General features: G+C 32.0%; 13 protein-coding genes and 1 pseudogene. 10 read left to right on the top strand and 4 right to left on the bottom strand.

Going from position 1 to position 17,127, the window contains the following annotated elements; translation table 11 throughout:
• Positions 1–30: 30 nt before the first annotated feature.
• Positions 31–984: a hypothetical protein gene (locus tag BK011_09920; GenBank protein AUD65987.1), complete on the bottom strand. Its 954-nt coding sequence runs from the start codon at positions 982–984 to the stop codon at positions 31–33.
• A 223-nt stretch (positions 985–1,207) separates the two neighbouring features.
• Between BK011_09920 and BK011_09915 the strand changes: the two genes are divergently transcribed.
• A complete protein-coding gene (locus BK011_09915; GenBank protein AUD65986.1) occupies positions 1,208–2,584 on the top strand; it encodes a hypothetical protein in 1,377 nt (458 codons plus the stop codon).
• A 56-nt stretch (positions 2,585–2,640) separates the two neighbouring features.
• Here BK011_09915 and BK011_09910 read toward each other — a convergent pair whose 3' ends face one another.
• Entirely contained in the window at positions 2,641–3,687 is a 1,047-nt protein-coding gene (locus tag BK011_09910) for a hypothetical protein (protein ID AUD65985.1), read from the bottom strand.
• Between the two features lie 475 nt (positions 3,688–4,162).
• Between BK011_09910 and BK011_09905 the strand changes: the two genes are divergently transcribed.
• From BK011_09905 to BK011_09885, 5 genes and pseudogenes are all read left to right on the top strand, one after another.
• Positions 4,163–5,245: a hypothetical protein gene (locus tag BK011_09905; protein AUD65984.1), complete on the top strand. Its 1,083-nt coding sequence runs from the start codon at positions 4,163–4,165 to the stop codon at positions 5,243–5,245.
• Between the two features lie 91 nt (positions 5,246–5,336).
• On the top strand, positions 5,337–5,894 hold the full coding sequence (locus tag BK011_09900) for a hypothetical protein (GenBank protein AUD65983.1): 558 nt from the start codon (positions 5,337–5,339) through the stop codon (positions 5,892–5,894).
• 140 nt (positions 5,895–6,034) lie between these two features.
• The gene (locus BK011_09895) at positions 6,035–6,301 is read left to right on the top strand and encodes a hypothetical protein (GenBank protein AUD65982.1); all 267 of its coding nucleotides are present in this window, start codon (positions 6,035–6,037) and stop codon (positions 6,299–6,301) included.
• Positions 6,298–8,414: pseudogene (locus BK011_09890) on the top strand (ferrous iron transport protein B). The gene BK011_09895 and the pseudogene BK011_09890 overlap by 4 nt, the downstream one beginning before the upstream one ends.
• Before the next feature lie 176 nt (positions 8,415–8,590).
• The gene (locus BK011_09885) at positions 8,591–9,325 is read left to right on the top strand and encodes a hypothetical protein (GenBank protein AUD65981.1); all 735 of its coding nucleotides are present in this window, start codon (positions 8,591–8,593) and stop codon (positions 9,323–9,325) included.
• Between the two features lie 54 nt (positions 9,326–9,379).
• Here the strand turns inward: BK011_09885 and BK011_09880 are convergent, their stop codons facing one another.
• Positions 9,380–10,423, bottom strand: coding sequence for a hypothetical protein (locus BK011_09880; protein ID AUD65980.1), 1,044 nt, complete (start codon positions 10,421–10,423; stop codon positions 9,380–9,382).
• 144 nt (positions 10,424–10,567) lie between these two features.
• Here BK011_09880 and BK011_09875 point away from each other — a divergent pair, with 144 nt between their 5' ends.
• Positions 10,568–12,055, top strand: coding sequence for a hypothetical protein (locus tag BK011_09875; protein ID AUD65979.1), 1,488 nt, complete (start codon positions 10,568–10,570; stop codon positions 12,053–12,055).
• Positions 12,048–12,935 carry an agmatinase gene (locus BK011_09870; GenBank protein ID AUD66190.1) on the top strand — a complete coding sequence of 296 codons (888 nt, stop codon included), beginning with the start codon at positions 12,048–12,050 and terminating at the stop codon, positions 12,933–12,935. The genes BK011_09875 and BK011_09870 overlap by 8 nt, the downstream gene beginning before the upstream one ends.
• A gap of 279 nt (positions 12,936–13,214) precedes the next feature.
• Here BK011_09870 and BK011_09865 read toward each other — a convergent pair whose 3' ends face one another.
• Positions 13,215–14,375: a hypothetical protein gene (locus tag BK011_09865; protein ID AUD65978.1), complete on the bottom strand. Its 1,161-nt coding sequence runs from the start codon at positions 14,373–14,375 to the stop codon at positions 13,215–13,217.
• A gap of 265 nt (positions 14,376–14,640) precedes the next feature.
• Between BK011_09865 and BK011_09860 the strand changes: the two genes are divergently transcribed.
• Complete coding sequence (locus tag BK011_09860; protein AUD65977.1) at positions 14,641–15,825, top strand: hypothetical protein; 1,185 nt, start codon at positions 14,641–14,643, stop codon at positions 15,823–15,825.
• A gap of 216 nt (positions 15,826–16,041) precedes the next feature.
• Positions 16,042–17,127: a pyruvate dehydrogenase (acetyl-transferring) E1 component subunit alpha gene (locus BK011_09855; protein AUD65976.1), complete on the top strand. Its 1,086-nt coding sequence runs from the start codon at positions 16,042–16,044 to the stop codon at positions 17,125–17,127.

The following is a 17,127-nucleotide window of genomic DNA, read 5'->3' as shown; positions in this document are numbered from 1 at the left end:
ATGAAAAAAGCATATCATGCGATATGCTTTTTATTTCATCATAATCTCAATACCGGCATTTTCACCGATATCTTCAAAGATGAGTTGTTGATTTTCGTAAAGTTTCAAAGAAATTGTTCCAGATAAACCTTCTTTGATTGTATTTTTCATAAGTCCAAATGATGGTGAAACTAGGTCTATTTCATGCTCCTTTTTTGCATCCACATAGAGTTTGTATTTGCCTTTTTTCAAAATAAAACTGATAGTATCTTTTTGGATCTCTTTCTTTAAAATTTTTGTTAAGTTGTACGTAGCAAATCTATATTCTTTTTGATTGTAGATTAAATTGACGATGAGACCTTTAAATGACATACCCATAAAAGGTATGGTTGCATAAGAAAACATAAAGGATGTTTTTTCATTATTAAAATGGTTGCTTTGTAACCAGATATAGGCTTTAGGAAAGGATTTTCCCCAATCTTTTTCTATGTATGCTTTACCATCACTAAAATCATAGACTTCATTGTTTATTGTTAAGCTACCTTTTAGATTTGATGTCATACTAATGACACCGTGGTTGCATTCCATAAATGGTAGATATGCAAAAGGTCCCATGATATTTGGTTGATACAAATTTTTGTTTAAACCTATATGGTGATTTAGGTGAATGGTTCCTTGAACAGTCATAAGCTCATGATCTAAAGATATGTTAACTTCGCTTAAAGTAAATAGATTATTTTTGACTTGCACTTGAAATTGATCATGACTATAGATGAAATCATCACTATTAAACTTAAAGTAATATGTTTTTAAATCATCACCTTTAGAGACAAATACTTGAATAAATGTATGCGGATCTTTCTGATTCATACTGATTCCAGGAATAAAAGCAATGGATACTTTTTGATCTGCTGTAACTAATTTATAATACCAACCTTCAAAGTAATGATTTTTCTTTTTATTACCTTGAAAGAGTTCGGGATGTTTTATTTTTTTTAGATACATAAAATGATCTCCTTGTCATAAAATGATGACTTGATCAAAGATTTAAATCTTTTGATCTCTTCATATTCTTGATTAGTTTGATTATAACACGCATGTTTATCAAGGTAGATCAAAAATGATTTAAATTCAAGATTAATCTTGTTTCATGTTAAAATATGAGTGAACAATGATGGATTGATATTGTTTGATTTGAACCAAATAATAGAACTTTAAGGGGAACTGTATGCACAAAGAGCGTCTACTAAAAATTAAGGATGGTAAAAAAGATTCAAGCAGAAAATATGTGATTTATTGGATGCAACAATCTCAACGAGTGCACTATAACCATGCACTAGATCATGCAATACGTTTGGCAAATCATTTTGATTTACCACTTGTCTGTTTTTTTGGTCTAGATGATAAATATCCAGAAGCAAACGCTAGAAGTTATAGTTTTATGCTTGAAGGTTTAAAAGAAGTTAAACAGTTATTAAATAAGTTAGGTATAAGTTTTGTACTTAAGTTTGGTAAACCACATGAGATGATCATCCCATTTTTAAAGGATGCTCAAGCACTTATCATGGATCGAGGATATTTAAAACACCAAAGAACATGGAGAAAAGATGTATATCACAATGTCAAAAATGATGAGATTTTATATATCGACATGGTAGATACAGATTTGATTGTTCCAGTACATGTCGCATCAAATAAGGCTGAATATGGTGCTTATACTATTCGACCTAAGATTAAGAGAGTATATGAAGAGTTTAGAGATTTCAAAAAACTTGCGGTTTTGAATCGTCAGCAAATCATTGATTTACATAGCGACAACGATTTAGATGATGTTGCTGACTTGGTTGATCATATGAATATTGATCAAAGTGTTCCAAGAAGTATTTATTATAAGGGCGGATACTTAGAAGCATCTAAACTTTTTAGTGAGTTTATACTATATAAATCAGATTTATATCCAGAAAGTAACGATCCATCAAAAGATGCAACTTCACATATGAGCATGTATCTTCATTTTGGACAAATCTCAAGTTTAGAATTGTTAGAACGATTATATATAGCTTTAGAGCAAGGACAAATCAAAGGTGAATCTTTTGACCAATATGTCGAGCAATTACTTATTAGAAGAGAGTTAGCCTTCAATTATGTTTTTTATCAAGAGGGTTATGATACATTTGAAACCATGACAGAAGACTGGGCATATCAAACAATGAATGCTCATGAATTTGATCACAGGGATTATGTTTATGACACCAAAGATTATGAAACATTTCAAACGCATGACCCATATTTTAATGCAGCAATGAAAGAAATGGTAATTACAGGATATATGCACAATTATATGCGTATGTACTGGGCAAAAAAAATAATTGAATGGTCACCATCGTTTAAAAAAGCATATGAAAACATTCTATATTTAAATAACAAGTATTTTATAGATGGTAGAGACCCAAATAGTTACACAGGTGTCGCATGGTGTTTTGGAAAACACGATAGAGCATGGACAGAACGAACCATTTTTGGAAAACTTAGATACATGAATGATAAAGGGTTAGAACGTAAGTTTGAAATTGGAAAATATATTGAAAAAATAGAGAGATTATAATATAAGTTTATTCAATTTATAAAAAGATGTTTAATTTTTTAATTTTTTAACTGTGTTCAAGATAAATACTGATATGGCTTAAAAATATCAATAGGCCAATCTCTTTGATGAATATCACTTGATTTGATTGAAACATGGTTTGATATGACATATTTTAATGCCGCATTTAAGTGCTTGTCATACTCCAATTGATACTTTAAATACTTCATGAACCTAAACCACATCAAGTAACCCTCTAAATGTTTCGTAGATACGCCTCTAAATCTTCTAAACCAGGTTTTTAATTCACTATGATAATTATTAATAACTCCTAAACTGTATTCATCTTTGGTGTGTTCACCAGAAGGAATTTGTGTAACTGAACATTCTAATTGATGAGCAATATCAAAATAAGATGATTTACTATCTGATGTGATATGACTACCCGCTTTAACCTTACCTTTAATGGCATCGAAGATATCATCTTTCCACGGATTTCCTTGACCAACGACCTTCGTTAAAACCTGATCATTTTCATCAAGTGCGATAAGAACACAAACATGTTCATTAGAAACACCACGTAAAACGGCGGGTTCACCTTTCTTCTTAGCAGATCTTGGCATTTGTTTACCTTTCCAAGGACCCTTCATGTTAAGAAGAAAATAAGTTTCATCAATCTCTATTTCCCCAGACAGTTTGACAACTTCCTGATAGTCTTTCATCGCTTCGATGACTTTATGACGCCACGCAAAGGCAGTAGTCGTTGAAATCCCAACTTCAGATGCACTCTTTCTTAAAGATAGACCATAGAGCATACATTTGATAAACATCAACCACTGTTCATATGACTTCTTGGAGTAACGAACGATGGAATGATGGGTATCTGAAATAGATCTACTGGTTTGAGGATTGAGATACTTTTGACGACCAGTAGGTGTCTTACCGTTTCTAACATATCCGTTAGGAACTCGACGCTCTCTAAAGATGATTTTATGAAGAGCATTCGCAGCATCATTGATTATCTTTTGATTCAGCTGCATTTTCTTAAGCAGTTCATTATAATCATCAGCACATAAAGTTTGAATGATTGGGTACAATGTTTCTGGTGTTATAGCTTGATTCATGTTTGGTAGACTCCTTAAATGATAAATGTCCTTAAGCAACCAGCTTGAATAGGAACTTTCTTATCGCCAAACAAGAAATAGTGTCCAAGCTGGTTGATTAAAGACATCAACTTAAAAGGTATTCTATTCACTATTCTTGTTTGGCATAATCATTTTACCAAACGTAAGGTTATTATTCAATTATGAGTTATACAAAATCAGTATTTATCTTGAACACAGTTATTTTTTTGGTAAAATAGTAAAAGACCTTATATGATAAAATCATATACAACTACGTAAAAAAGCATAAGTATTCAAAGTTTTTATGGAATTTAGAAGATTTTAAGGAAAAGTATTGATTTCTTCATGATTATGACATAAAGATGAAAGTTATATTTTATCATTTTGTGATAATATAATGATAAGGTATTTGGGGGTGGTGACACTGTTCATTGAGATACAGAAGAACCTCATATCGAGCGTTGTTTTGGTGATTTTGTTTTTTTCACTGATTAGACAACTGAATTGGAAAAACTATATTAACAAAGTTTTCTTTTATCTAATTGGAGTGAATCTTTCTTTAATTATTCTAGATTCAATCATCATTCTATTAAATGGAACTGAAGGCATTGTTGCAAGCATTGTATTACACACAAGTGTAGGTGTGTATTTTACTTTGCCTCCTCTGTTCGGACTATTATGGATCTATTATGTAGATACAAATATTTTTGGTAGTCGTAAACGTTTGATAAAATTTTCTATCATTCCAGGTATTATTTTCATTATAAATTTTGGTTTTGTGATTGCAAGTTATTTTCAAGACATAATCTTTAATATCAGCGATTTGAATGATTTTTCTAGAGGACCACATCACTACATCGTTGCGCTTTCATCGTTTTTAGTTATTATGATTGCTAACTACGATATTATCAAACATAAAGAAAAAGTAAGAAAAAAAGAGTTTTTACCTTTACTATTATTTTCACTACCACCATTTTTCGCAACAAGCATATTGATGATTTTTAATGATATTAATATGATATGGAGCAGTTTAGTTGTTTCTCAATTGATGATTTATATTTATATTCAGTCGAGAATAACATCAACTGACTTTTTAACTGGATTGTTTAACAGAAGAGAATATGAGACCATCGTTAGAGACTTATCATATATGAAGCATAAAAGCTTGACTGTTTCTGGTATTATGGTCGATATCAATGATTTTAAAAACATCAACGATCAATATGGACATCGTGTTGGTGATGAGATTCTAGTTCATGTTTCCAAATTATTAAAATCGACCATTAGATCTCAAGATTACATCTTTAGAATTGGCGGAGACGAGTTTGTTATTGTTATTATTAGTGATAAAAAAGACATAGTCAATGAGATTATGAATCGCATTGAACACGTGATTCACGAGTTCAATAAAAAATCACCATACGATTTTTCTATAAGTTTAAGTTTAGGTAAGGGCATCTATGATGAACATACATATGTAGATTTACCAAGTTTTTTTGAACACTTAGATCTTATGATGTATGATGATAAAAAATACTTTAAGAAATCTCAAGAATAAAGGCGATAAGCCTTTTTCTTTTTGTGAAATACGGCTTGACAATGAAATTCTAAAAAGATAAACTAGGCATGAGAAGAAAGGTGGTCGTGATATGAATGATGTTATAAATAATATATACAAAAGAAAAAGCGTTAGAAAATTTTTAGATAAGCAAATATCGAAAGATATTGTTGAAACGATTGTTAAAGCGGGTATAGAAGCTCCAAGTGGGCACAACACACAACCAGTTAGATTTACGATTATTAGAAATGCAAAACTAATCGATGAAATGAGTGAAGTTGCAAAATCTTATATGAAGGACTCCGATATCGATTGGGTCTCAAAATACGGAAACAATGAGAAGTATCATGTGCTTCATCATGCACCTACAGTTGTCATCATTTCAGTGAGTGAGAAAGCATATTCTCCAGTCGAAGATTGCAGTGCAGCAATTGAGAATATGCTTTTAGCAGCTACCTCTTTAAATATTGGGTCTTTATGGGTAGAACTTATAAAACACTATTTTTTAGATCCAAGTTCAATGGATAAGTTGAATATTAAAGAAGGATATAAGCCACTATACGCAGTATGTTTAGGCTATGAAAACCCAGAAAAAATTTTCAATAAACCTAAGCGAAAAGAAGATCTCTATGATTGGATTGAGTCGTAACTATCAGTTAAAGCCCCAGGGCTTTTTCTTTTTTTATTATCTTATTTATAATGATAATTAGAATGTTTATAGATATATTTGACTTCATCACTGTTTTCAATATAATGAAACTGAATAACAACGATGAGGAGAAATGTCTAATGGCAAAAAAACCTAAATATAAAAAAAATGACAGAGCTGTTTTGGCTGATTTATCTATTGGACAAAAAGCTAAAGTCATTAAATTGAACACTATAGATAAAGCCTTAAGAAGAAGATTATTAGACATGGGCATTACTGAAGGTGTACAAATAAAAGTTAAAAGAATTGCACCTCTTGGAGATCCATATGATATCGAACTTAGAGGCTATGAATTATGTTTAAGAAAGCAAGATTTAAAACTGATTGATGTAGAGGTTTTATCATGAAAGTAGCACTTTTAGGGAATCAAAACTCTGGTAAAACGACACTTTTCAATTTGCTAACAGGTCATAACCAAAAAATAGGGAATTGGCCAGGAGTGACAATCGAAAAAAAAGAAGGAAGAATCAGATCAACAGATTTTGATATTATTGATCTACCTGGTGTTTATTCGCTAACACCTTATACGATTGAAGAATCAATAACTAGAAACTATTTATTTGAAGAGAAAATCGATTTGATTTTAAATATTTTAGATTCGACAAATCTTGAAAGATCTTTATATTTAACCACTCAACTTTTAGAACTAGATATTCCTGTTGTGGTTGCACTTAATATGAGTGATATCGCTCTACAAAGAGGAATAGACATCGACTATAAGTTTTTAGAAGAAAAACTGGATACAACCATGGTTCCTATTTCTGCACTCAAAAAAACAGGTGTTTTTGATCTAATTCAAGTGATAAAAAACAAATCATACAGAAAAAATAACTATGAACATATTTATGATCATCAGTTGGAAGATTGCCTGAATATTTTAGAAAAAGAACTGACTCATAAACACAAAAGATATATTGCAATTAAATTAATTGAAGAAGATCAAGCCTTTGATGAGTATCACCAAAATGGTTCAAAAGAGTTAGTTAAAAATATGAGTCTTCATTATCAAAGGGATATGGAGCAAGTGATTGTTGATGAAAGATATCGATATATTGAGTTTATAAGAGATGAAGCAATTAAGTCTAACAAAGAGCATATGACAATAACTGATAAACTTGATCGCATTTTTTTAAACAAGTATTTAGCAATTCCTATTTTTATGTTGATTATGTTCACTGTCTATTATTTAGCTGCTGGGCCATTTGGTTCTATAACTGTAGATTTTGTTGATAAATATGTCACAATGTTTAGTGAATGGATTGCAACAACATTGGATCAAGTTGGTGCATCCGAATGGTCTAGAAGCTTAGTTGTTGATGGCATTTTAGCAGGTGTTGGAGCTATTTTGACATTTTTACCTCAACTCACTATCTTGTTTTTGCTCATTTCTTTCTTAGAAACTACTGGATATATGAGTAGAATTGCATTTTTCTTAGATAAGGTGTTTCAAAAAGTAGGATTATCTGGAAAGTCATTAATACCATTTATTATTGGTAGTGGTTGTAGTGTTCCAGCGATTATGTCAGCAAGAACAATTCATGATGAAACAGAGAAAAAAATGACGATTCTTTTGACACCGTTTGTTCCATGTAGTGCTAAGTTACCAATTATTACTTTATTTGCCGGATATTTCTTTGGAGATTATTCAGGCATTGTAAGTGCGAGTTTATATTTCTTTGCAGTGATAGTGATTATTGGATCAGCATTTATGATGAAGCAGCTCTTGTTTAGGGGTAAGACTTCAAGTTTTATTCTAGAATTGCCTAATTATAAACTTCCACATTTTGGTTTTTTGTTTAAGGATGTTGGAGATAAGGTTCTTGCTTTTGTTAAACAAGCAGGTTCAATTATATTATTAGCTTCCATTGGCGTATGGTTTTTACTAAGTTTTTCATTTGGTTTTGAGTATGGTATAGCCCCTGATCAATCAATGCTTGCAAGCATAGGGAATGTTTTCTCATGGGCTTTATATCCTTTTTTAGGAGAGTTAAGTTGGGAAGCTACTGTTTCTGCGATGCAAGGGTTGGTTGCAAAAGAACAAGTAGTCGCATCAATGGCTATTATTGCTGGTTATTCAGAGGAAGTGTCTGATGGCATATTTATTTTCAATAGCCAAGCTTTTAGTTTCTTCACACCGGCATCAGCATATGCATTTATGGTCTTTAACCTATTTAGTGCACCATGCTTTGGAGCTATTGGAGCAATGAGAAGAGAACTGGGGACAACAAAACGCATGTGGAAAGCAGTCTTTTTCCAAACTGGTATTGCTTGGGTGATTGCAACGATTGTTTATCAGTTTTTGCATATATTTGAGGTGGTATTATGACATTTACTTTAGCTGATTTTATCATTTGTCTTGTTGTTGGATTTTTAGCTGGAAGAGTGATTTATCGAATGTTAAAAAACAAGAATAAATCATATTGCGAAAGATGTGCATACGCAAAGAAATGTTCAAACTAATTTAAGAATTTGTATACAAAAAATATTATTTCAAGTCAAACAAATAGATAATCTTCATGATAACATAAGATAGGTGATTAGATGAAGTATTTAGCGGTTTTACAAAAGGCAATAGACTATGTCGTAACAATTTAGAACAAGAACTAAAAGTAGTGGATATTTCTTCGCATGTAGATATGTCAGATATTGATTTTCAAAAACTATTTTCATTTGTCATAGGTATTCCAGTGATTGAGTACATGAGAAATAGAAGAATGTATGAAGCTGCTAACCTTATCGTTAGCACATCAGCAGCTATCGGTGATATTGCAGCTAAGTATACATACTACAATCTATCTTCTTTTTCTAGAGCATTTACGAATTTCCACGGAATCTCACCAGTGACTTTAAGGAAAACACCTTCATCAAACATCAATGTATTTCCTAAGATTAGATTAGAAAGGTTTGATGAAATGGATTTTAAGATTATTGAGTTACCAAAAGTGAAAATGGCAAGATCGGGGAAAAAAAGTTTAAAATCATTTGAAAATTGGTGGAGTGAAAGATTTAATAAAAAAGATCATTTATTCCCTAAAGATTTCATGTGGAATAATGAGATTACTAAAAAACTCGAGTGGCTGTATATTTTAGATGACCACGAAGACTCTGGAGGATTTGAGACGTTCGATTTTCCAGGTGGTTTATACGCTACCATAACATGTGATGATACTTCTAAAGCGAAGAGTAAAGCTTATCAAGAACTACTTGATAAAATCTCGCATAGTCATGAATATGAAAAATCTACCATTGATAATGATGATTTTTATCACCTTAAATATCCGATGGGACATGTGTCAACGCCAGTACACTTTAAGAATCATCAGTTTACAATATTTGTACCTATTGTCAGTAAAAAAAAGATATTTAATTAAAAAGAACCGCTTTTTTGAGCGGTTCTTATCTTATTTAGGTCATTTGAAAAAGAATTATTTTTCTTTATGCGAAACAACGATTTGTGGAAATGGAATTTCCACGTCGTTTTCATCTAACATATCTTTTATAAATTTTCTTAGGGCTCTTTCGATACCGTAGTGTTTTTCGTTATTTGTTCTTGCCATAACTCTAATATCAACACTAGAAGCACCTAGAGACACTACGCCTAAGTTGATTGGGTCTTCTACGACATCTGGTTGAGTTGCTTTAAATTTAGGCAAGTATTCTTCTAAAAGATTAAATGTTTTTTGAATATCTTCTTCATACGCGATACCAAAATCTACAACAGCAACAGATGGGTTTCTAGAATAGTTCGTTAAATTGGTCATATCACCATTAGCCATGATTTTAACGTCACCTTTCCAGTTTCTTATTCTTGTAGTTTTTAATCCAATATCTGTAACAACACCTTTAAATCCTTGTACTTCAATAACATCATCAATATCATAGTGTTGTTCAAATATGATAAAGAACCCAGAAATTAAGTCATTGATGAATTTTTGTGCTCCAAGACCAATAACCAATCCAGCGATACCTAAACCAGCAAGTGCTGGACCTACATTAACACCCCAGATGGATAATATGATAATCATTGAAATAATGCCTAAAGAGTATCTTGTGACACTTGATAAAAGTTTACCAACTGTTTTTTTGCGTTTTTGATTTGGACCTTCTTTATTACCAATCTTTTTAAATGCTTTTTTGCTGAACTTCATAATAAAGAATGTAACAAATAAGATAATCAAACTAGAAACAATTCTTCCAATACTTTCAGTTAACAAACTTGTTAGATTGGATATGGTTGATTCTGCATATTCTTTGATATCAAATCCCCATATTTGAAATAACAGAAGTATGGACCCTAATATAACAAAGAATGTTATCAAATAAATAATGAATAGAATCCATCCTTTAATGCGTTCATCTTTTTTCAGTAAAAAATGTTCTAAAATCAGTATAAAAGCTATAAATAGAGTGATTCCCACTGTGTATAATATGTTGGTTTGAGTAGTTGTTAAAAATATGTTTAAGTTCATTTTGTTTACTCCTTTCATTTATAAACATTATAACATATAAGATGTTAGTGTTAAAGATAGATGATTTTTCACATTTTTAACGTTTCATATTGAAAAACACATAAAAAGTGTTAAAATAAATATGTTTCGAAAGGTGGTTCATAGATGAAAAAAGATCACAATATTACACCGTTTTTCACGAAGCTTAAAGCATATGCTCTAAGTGATACTATTTGTCATGATGTTCCGGGACACAAACTCGGACATATTGATAATGATATGATGGATTTTGTTGGTAAAAATGTTTTTAAATTAGATGCGAATGCACCAAGAGGGTTAGATAATTTAAACCGTCCAAGTGGTGTCATATTAGAAGCCTCGGAATATATGGCCGATGCATTTGGCGCAGAAAAATCATATTTCTTAACCGGTGGTACAACCATGGGTATTTTAGCGATGATTATGTCAACATGTCGTGCCAAAGAAAAAATAATTTTACCAAGAAATGTACATAAATCAGCAATTAATGCTCTGATTTTAAGTGGGGCTGTCCCTATATTTGTCAAACCATATATCGATCAAGAACTAGGTATCGCAAATCATATGGATTATGAAGAAGTAAAAAAGGCAATCGAAGAAAATCCAGATGCCATGGGTGTGTTTGTCATTAACCCTACTTATTTCGGTGTAACAAGTGACTTAGAAAGAATCGTGAACCTTGCGCATGAGTATGACATGAAAGTCCTTGTAGATGAAGCTCACGGCTCACATTTTCCTTTTTCAGATAAACTTCCTATAGGTTCTATGGAAGCAGGGGCTGATTTAGCATCATGTTCACTTCATAAAACAGTTGGCTCCTTGACTCAAAGCTCAATATTAATTGCTCAAGGTCCTAGAGTAGACCACGTGAGATTAAGATCAACAATCAATATGATTCAATCAACATCTCCATCAGGATTACTACTTGCAAGTTTGGATGTTGCAAGAAAATCTATGGTATTTGAAGGACCTGTTAAGATTCCTAAATTAATTGAAATGGCTAGAAAAACAAGAGAACAAATCAATCAAATCCCAGGACTTAAAGCTTTAGGAAAATCTTATTTTATTTCAAGAAATGCCCATAATTATGATGAAACTAAAATCATAGTTAAAGTATCTGACTTAGGACTCACAGGTTTTGATGTGTATAAAGAGTTATTCGATACATATAAAATACAATTAGAACTTGCCGAAACGCATTTAATATTAGCTGTTTTATCAATTGGAACAACTCAAAAAGATTTAGATGTTTTGGTTGAATCATTAAAAGCAATCAGTGAAACTTACATGCCAATGGAACTTGAACCGATTATGCCTAAGATTAAATATAGTTATCCAGAAGCTTACACTAGACCAAGAGAGGCATATCATGCCCCTAAGAAATATTTACAGTTATATCAAGCTGTTGATGAGATTGCAGCAGAATCAATTATGATCTATCCTCCAGGGATTCCTATTGTGATTCCGGGTGAGGTCATTAGTCAAGACATTTTAGATGACTTAGATTTCTACCAAAGAAGTGGTTCAGTCATTTTAAGTGATACAGAAAGTGGATATATTAAAGTCATTGATAAAGAATATTGGACGAAATGGAGCGAAGATGACAATGAATAAATATGAAAAAGTGGATTTATCTTTCCAAAGTTGTAAATCTACATACGAAGAGGCTGATGTTGTAATATTTAGTGTTCCTATGGACGCTACGACATCATTTAGACCAGGTACACGTTTTGCAGGAAATGCGATTAGAGTGGATTCTTTTGGGGTTGAATGGTATTCACCTTATAGAGAAAGAGATTTAAATGAATTTAAAACAGCTGATATCGGAGATTTAGATTTACCGATTGGAGCTGTAGAAGATGCGCTTGATATGGTTTATCAAACAACTAAAGACATTTTAGAAGATGATAAGATTCCTATGATGGTTGGTGGCGAACACTTGGTATCATATCCAGTGATTAAAGCTACTTTCGAAAAATATCCTAATCTTCATATCATTCATTTAGATGCTCATACTGATCTTAGAGAAAGTTTTTTTGGAAGAGAACTATCACATGCGACTTTTATGAGACATGTACATAAATTTGTTGGTGATGGAAAAATTTTCCAATTTGGGATTAGAAGTGGTGAAAAACCAGAGTTTGATTGGGCTAAAAAAGAAAACGGTCATATCCATCAAAGAAAATTTGATTTCGAAGGATTAGACCAAGTCTGTGAACAATTAAAGGATGTTCCAGTGTATATCACAATTGACCTTGATGTTTTAGATCCTGCAGTCTTCCCTGGTACAGGAACTCCAGAACCAGGCGGTATGCAGTATAAAGATTTACTTTGGGCATTTGATCAATTTGAAAAGTTGAACCATTTGGTTGCAGCTGATTTTGTGGAATTATCACCGATGCTTGATCCAAGCGGTGCATCAACTGCTGTAGCAGCAAAAACATTAAGAGAAATGGTGCTTCTTTTACAAAAGGGATTAGAGAAAAGAGTTTGATTAAGTAGTCATACAATAATAATGATTCACTGTAGAAAGTGGGTCATTTTTTTTATAATAGGAATAACACTCCACTCTGTTGATTGTTTCGATTATAGTCGAAACATATATTGACATCGGCATTAATTTCTATTATAATCGAAATAGAGGTGACTAACTATTAAAAGTCAAGTACTTTTATTAGACATACTGTAAAAACCTCCTATAGCAGATAAAATATGGAGGTTAGCTTATATTACAGATGACTTTTTACTTAACCGCCACAGTTTAAGTAATCAGTTATTTGAGTTTAGAAGAATCAAAATCTTCATGATGAGTTTCCAAATGATGAATCACTCTAATCAGTTTTTTGGCGAGATGAATAAGTGCGACACGGTGATGTTTCCCCTCTTGTTTCTTCTTGGTGTAATAATCATAGAACACAGGGTTGTGAGTCATAACCATCAGGCAAATATTAACGAGCGTAGAACGTAGATATTTACTACCGCGTTTGACAAGTTTACCTGTAGAAGACATGGTGCCAGATTGTTTGATGGTTGAATCTAGACCTGCATAGGATAACATTTCAGAGGGATTTGAGAAAAGCCGAATGTCTCCGTATTCACATATAATAATAGCTGCTGAAATGATGCCAATACCCATAATTGTTTGAATCTTTGTTGGATACCGTTCCATTAAAGAAGTGATTTGTTTCTCAGTTTCTTCGATATCAGTGTTAAGTTTCTCAACATATGAGATTGAGGTCTTTAATTTAAAGAGTTGATGATCTTGAGTGACACCAATGGTTGATTTCGCGAGGTCTTTCAGCTTCACAAACTTAGGATAATTGAACTTACCCTTTGATAGTCTTCGAAGTTTATCGAAATGACTATCGGTCATCTTAGCGATTTTATCTGGAGAAGAAAAACGTTTTAAAATGTGCAAAGATGTACCACTATAGCCTTGTTCTCGCATAAAAGGCTTATATTCAGGAAAGATGACATCTAAGACCTTAGTCATCATATTGTAGTGCTTTGTCCGTATAGAAATGAGTTTAAATCGTAACCTAGTCAGTGATTTTAAAGCACTTATATGATAAGATTGATGATGATAGGCTTTGTAGTCTACAGATCTCATATAAGTTGAAATCAATTGAGCATCTTTCTTATCCGTCTTTGTTTTTCTTAGTGAATGGGCTTCTCCAAACTTCTTCACTAGAAAAGGATTAATCTCCATGAACGAATAGCCATGGAGGGTAAGAAATGACTTAAGATTTTCACCATAATGACCTGTAGCCTCTAAGCCTATTATCATTTCTTGCTTCACATAGGGTTTAAAATGCTCTAAAAGTTCTTTAAACCCGGACTGACTGTTCTCAAATGAGAACTGATAATCAACTGTTTCGGTGGCGATGAAACAGTCGTGCTTGTACTTTGAAATATCGATACCGATATAGATCATAAGTACACCTCCTTAAAATTATGTGTACATGTGGTAAGTCCAGCTAATCTTTATCTCATAATCATGTAAAAAGCGTCTTGCGCTAACTAACTATTGCTGATTAAAATAAAGACCGTGGTAAGCGTCACCTCGAAATAGTCTAAGCTATATAAAAATGAAACAAATCCACAGTACATTATTATTATATTAAATTAGAAAGAAAGGGGAAAGATTTAAATCCGTCTTAAGTACTAACTTAATACAGTTTAAATCTTACATGATGAAAATGATAAAAAGAGATACTTATATAAATATTTTGAATGGATATAAAGACAAGCCATTTATTAAAATATTAACAGGATTAAGAAGGGTAGGGAAATCCACTTTACTAAATCTTTATGTGGATAGTCTTTTATCACAAGGAATTCCAGAAACTCATATATTAAAAATTAATTTTGAATTGCCTGACAGTTTTGAGATTAATAACTATAAAGATTTAACAAATCATGTATTGTCGTTTTCAAACAATAAAAAAGGTGTTATATATTTGTTGTTAGACGAGATTAGTAGAGTTGAACATTGGGAGAAAGCTGTCAATGCATTCCATGCAATCAATCAATATGACATTTATATTACTGGTTCAAATGCTGATATGCTTTCCTCTGAACTGGCTACCTATCTTGCAGGAAGGTATATAGAAATACTGGTTCATCCATTTTCATATAAAGAATTTAAAGAGTTAAATACAGCAGCTTCGTTTAAAGATTATTTGATATTTGGAGGTATTCCATCGATTTCTTCGTTTGATTTACAATATGATTTTTCTATGAATGCCTTAAGAGATTCTTTTCAATCTGCGATTTTGCAAGATGTAGTATCAAGATATAAAATTAGAAATTCTATTATTTTGGAAAAATTAATTCAATATGTTTTTACAAATGTTGGTAAAACTTTTTCTGCACTTTCTATATCAAAATATTTTAAGTCTCAACAAGCAGGTGTTTCAGTAGATACGATACTCAACTATTTGAAAATGATTCAGGATGCTTTCTTGATATACAAGGTAAGTAGAAATGATTTATTAGGTAAAAGTATATTAAAGACTGAAGAAAAATACTATATTGCAGACCAAGGGATTAGAGAAGCCATATCAGGGGATAATATAAAAGTTATAGAAGTTATCTTAGAAAACATTATCTACATAGAACTCCTTAGAAGGGGTTATAGCGTTTATGTTGGAAAAGTAGATGATTATGAAATAGATTTTGTAGCATACAAAGGGAAAGAAAGGTGTTATTATCAAGTATCCTATATCTTGGAATCAGAAACGACACGTTTAAGAGAGTTCGGAGTACTGAAAAAAATTAATGACAATTATCCTAAGTATGTAATATCTATGGATCAAATTGATTTTTCACAGGATGGCATTCATCACCTTAATATTGAATCGTTTTTGTTAGAGACTAAATGATTCAGTAATTAGATTATTGAATGTAATTGACATTTGGAAGATACTACGTATCTTCCATTTTTTTATTTTCATATATAAATCTAATAAATAAGCAAAATCGCTTAACAAAGATAATAAATATATATTCTATAATTAAGAGTTCTCCCTTAAGCAAAACTTTTGTATTAAAAACCCCGCTCAAGTATAATACAAGTGTAAATGAAGGAGGGCGAAGATATGCTTTTTAAAGACTATGATCCGCTTAAGAAAAAACAGTTATCAATCCTAGATGAAAAAGGTAAAATTGTTAACAAAGATTTAGAGCCTAAATTAGATAAAGAAACACTACTAAAGATGTATAAAACCATGGCTCTTGGCAGAGTTGCAGATGTTAAAGCTATGCAATATCAAAGACAAGGCAGAATGCTTACATATGCGCCAAATAGAGGCCAAGAAGGCGCTCAAATTGGCGCTGCTGCAGCAATGCAAGAACAAGACTGGTATGTTCCAGGATTTAGAGATTTAAACGTATTATTATACAAAGGAGTTACACTTGAACAAGTGTATCTTTATTGGTATGGTAACGAATGGGGAAGTCATTTTAATGATGGTGTGAAAGTTACACCTATGAACATTATCATTGGATCTCAAGTTAACCATGCATCAGGGATTGCTTATGCTTCAAAAATTTTAAAGAAAAATGAAGTTGCAGTCACTGCGATTGGTGATGGTGGTACATCACATGGTGAGTTTTATGAAGGTATGAACTTTGCTGCTGCATATGATCTGCCTTTAGTCACAATGATTCAAAACAATCAATATGCGATTTCTACCCCTAGAAAAAAAGCGACTAAAGCAGAAACATTAGCTCAAAAAGCTGTAGCATTTGGTATTCCAGGCATGCAAGTTGATGGTAATGATGTGCTTGCAATGTATGTTGCGATGAAAGAAGCGATTGAACATGCAAGAAGTGGAAAAGGTCCAGTTTTAATTGAGGCTGTGACATATCGTATGGGGCCACATACAACTTCTGATGATCCTACATTATATCGTGATGATAAAGAAGTTGAATTATGGGCAAAACGTGATCCAATTGAAAGATTCAAGAAATATTTGATTGAAAAGAAATATTGGACAGAAGAAGAAGATAAGAAATTAGAAGAAGAAAACAATACTTTTGTTGGTGAAACATTCAAGAAAGTTGAACAATCAGGTTCAGCAGAATTGCTTGATATCTTCCAGTATACATATGAAGAAATGACACCACAATTAAAAGAACAATATGAAACTCACAAGAAGTTTTTAGAAGAAGGAGGCAAATAA

Source organism: Tenericutes bacterium MZ-XQ, assembly GCA_002838205.1.
Classification (GTDB): domain Bacteria; phylum Bacillota_I; class Bacilli_A; order Acholeplasmatales; family Acholeplasmataceae; genus Mariniplasma.
Note: the sequence above shows the minus strand (reverse complement) of the source record. Positions and strands in the feature narration are given on the sequence as shown.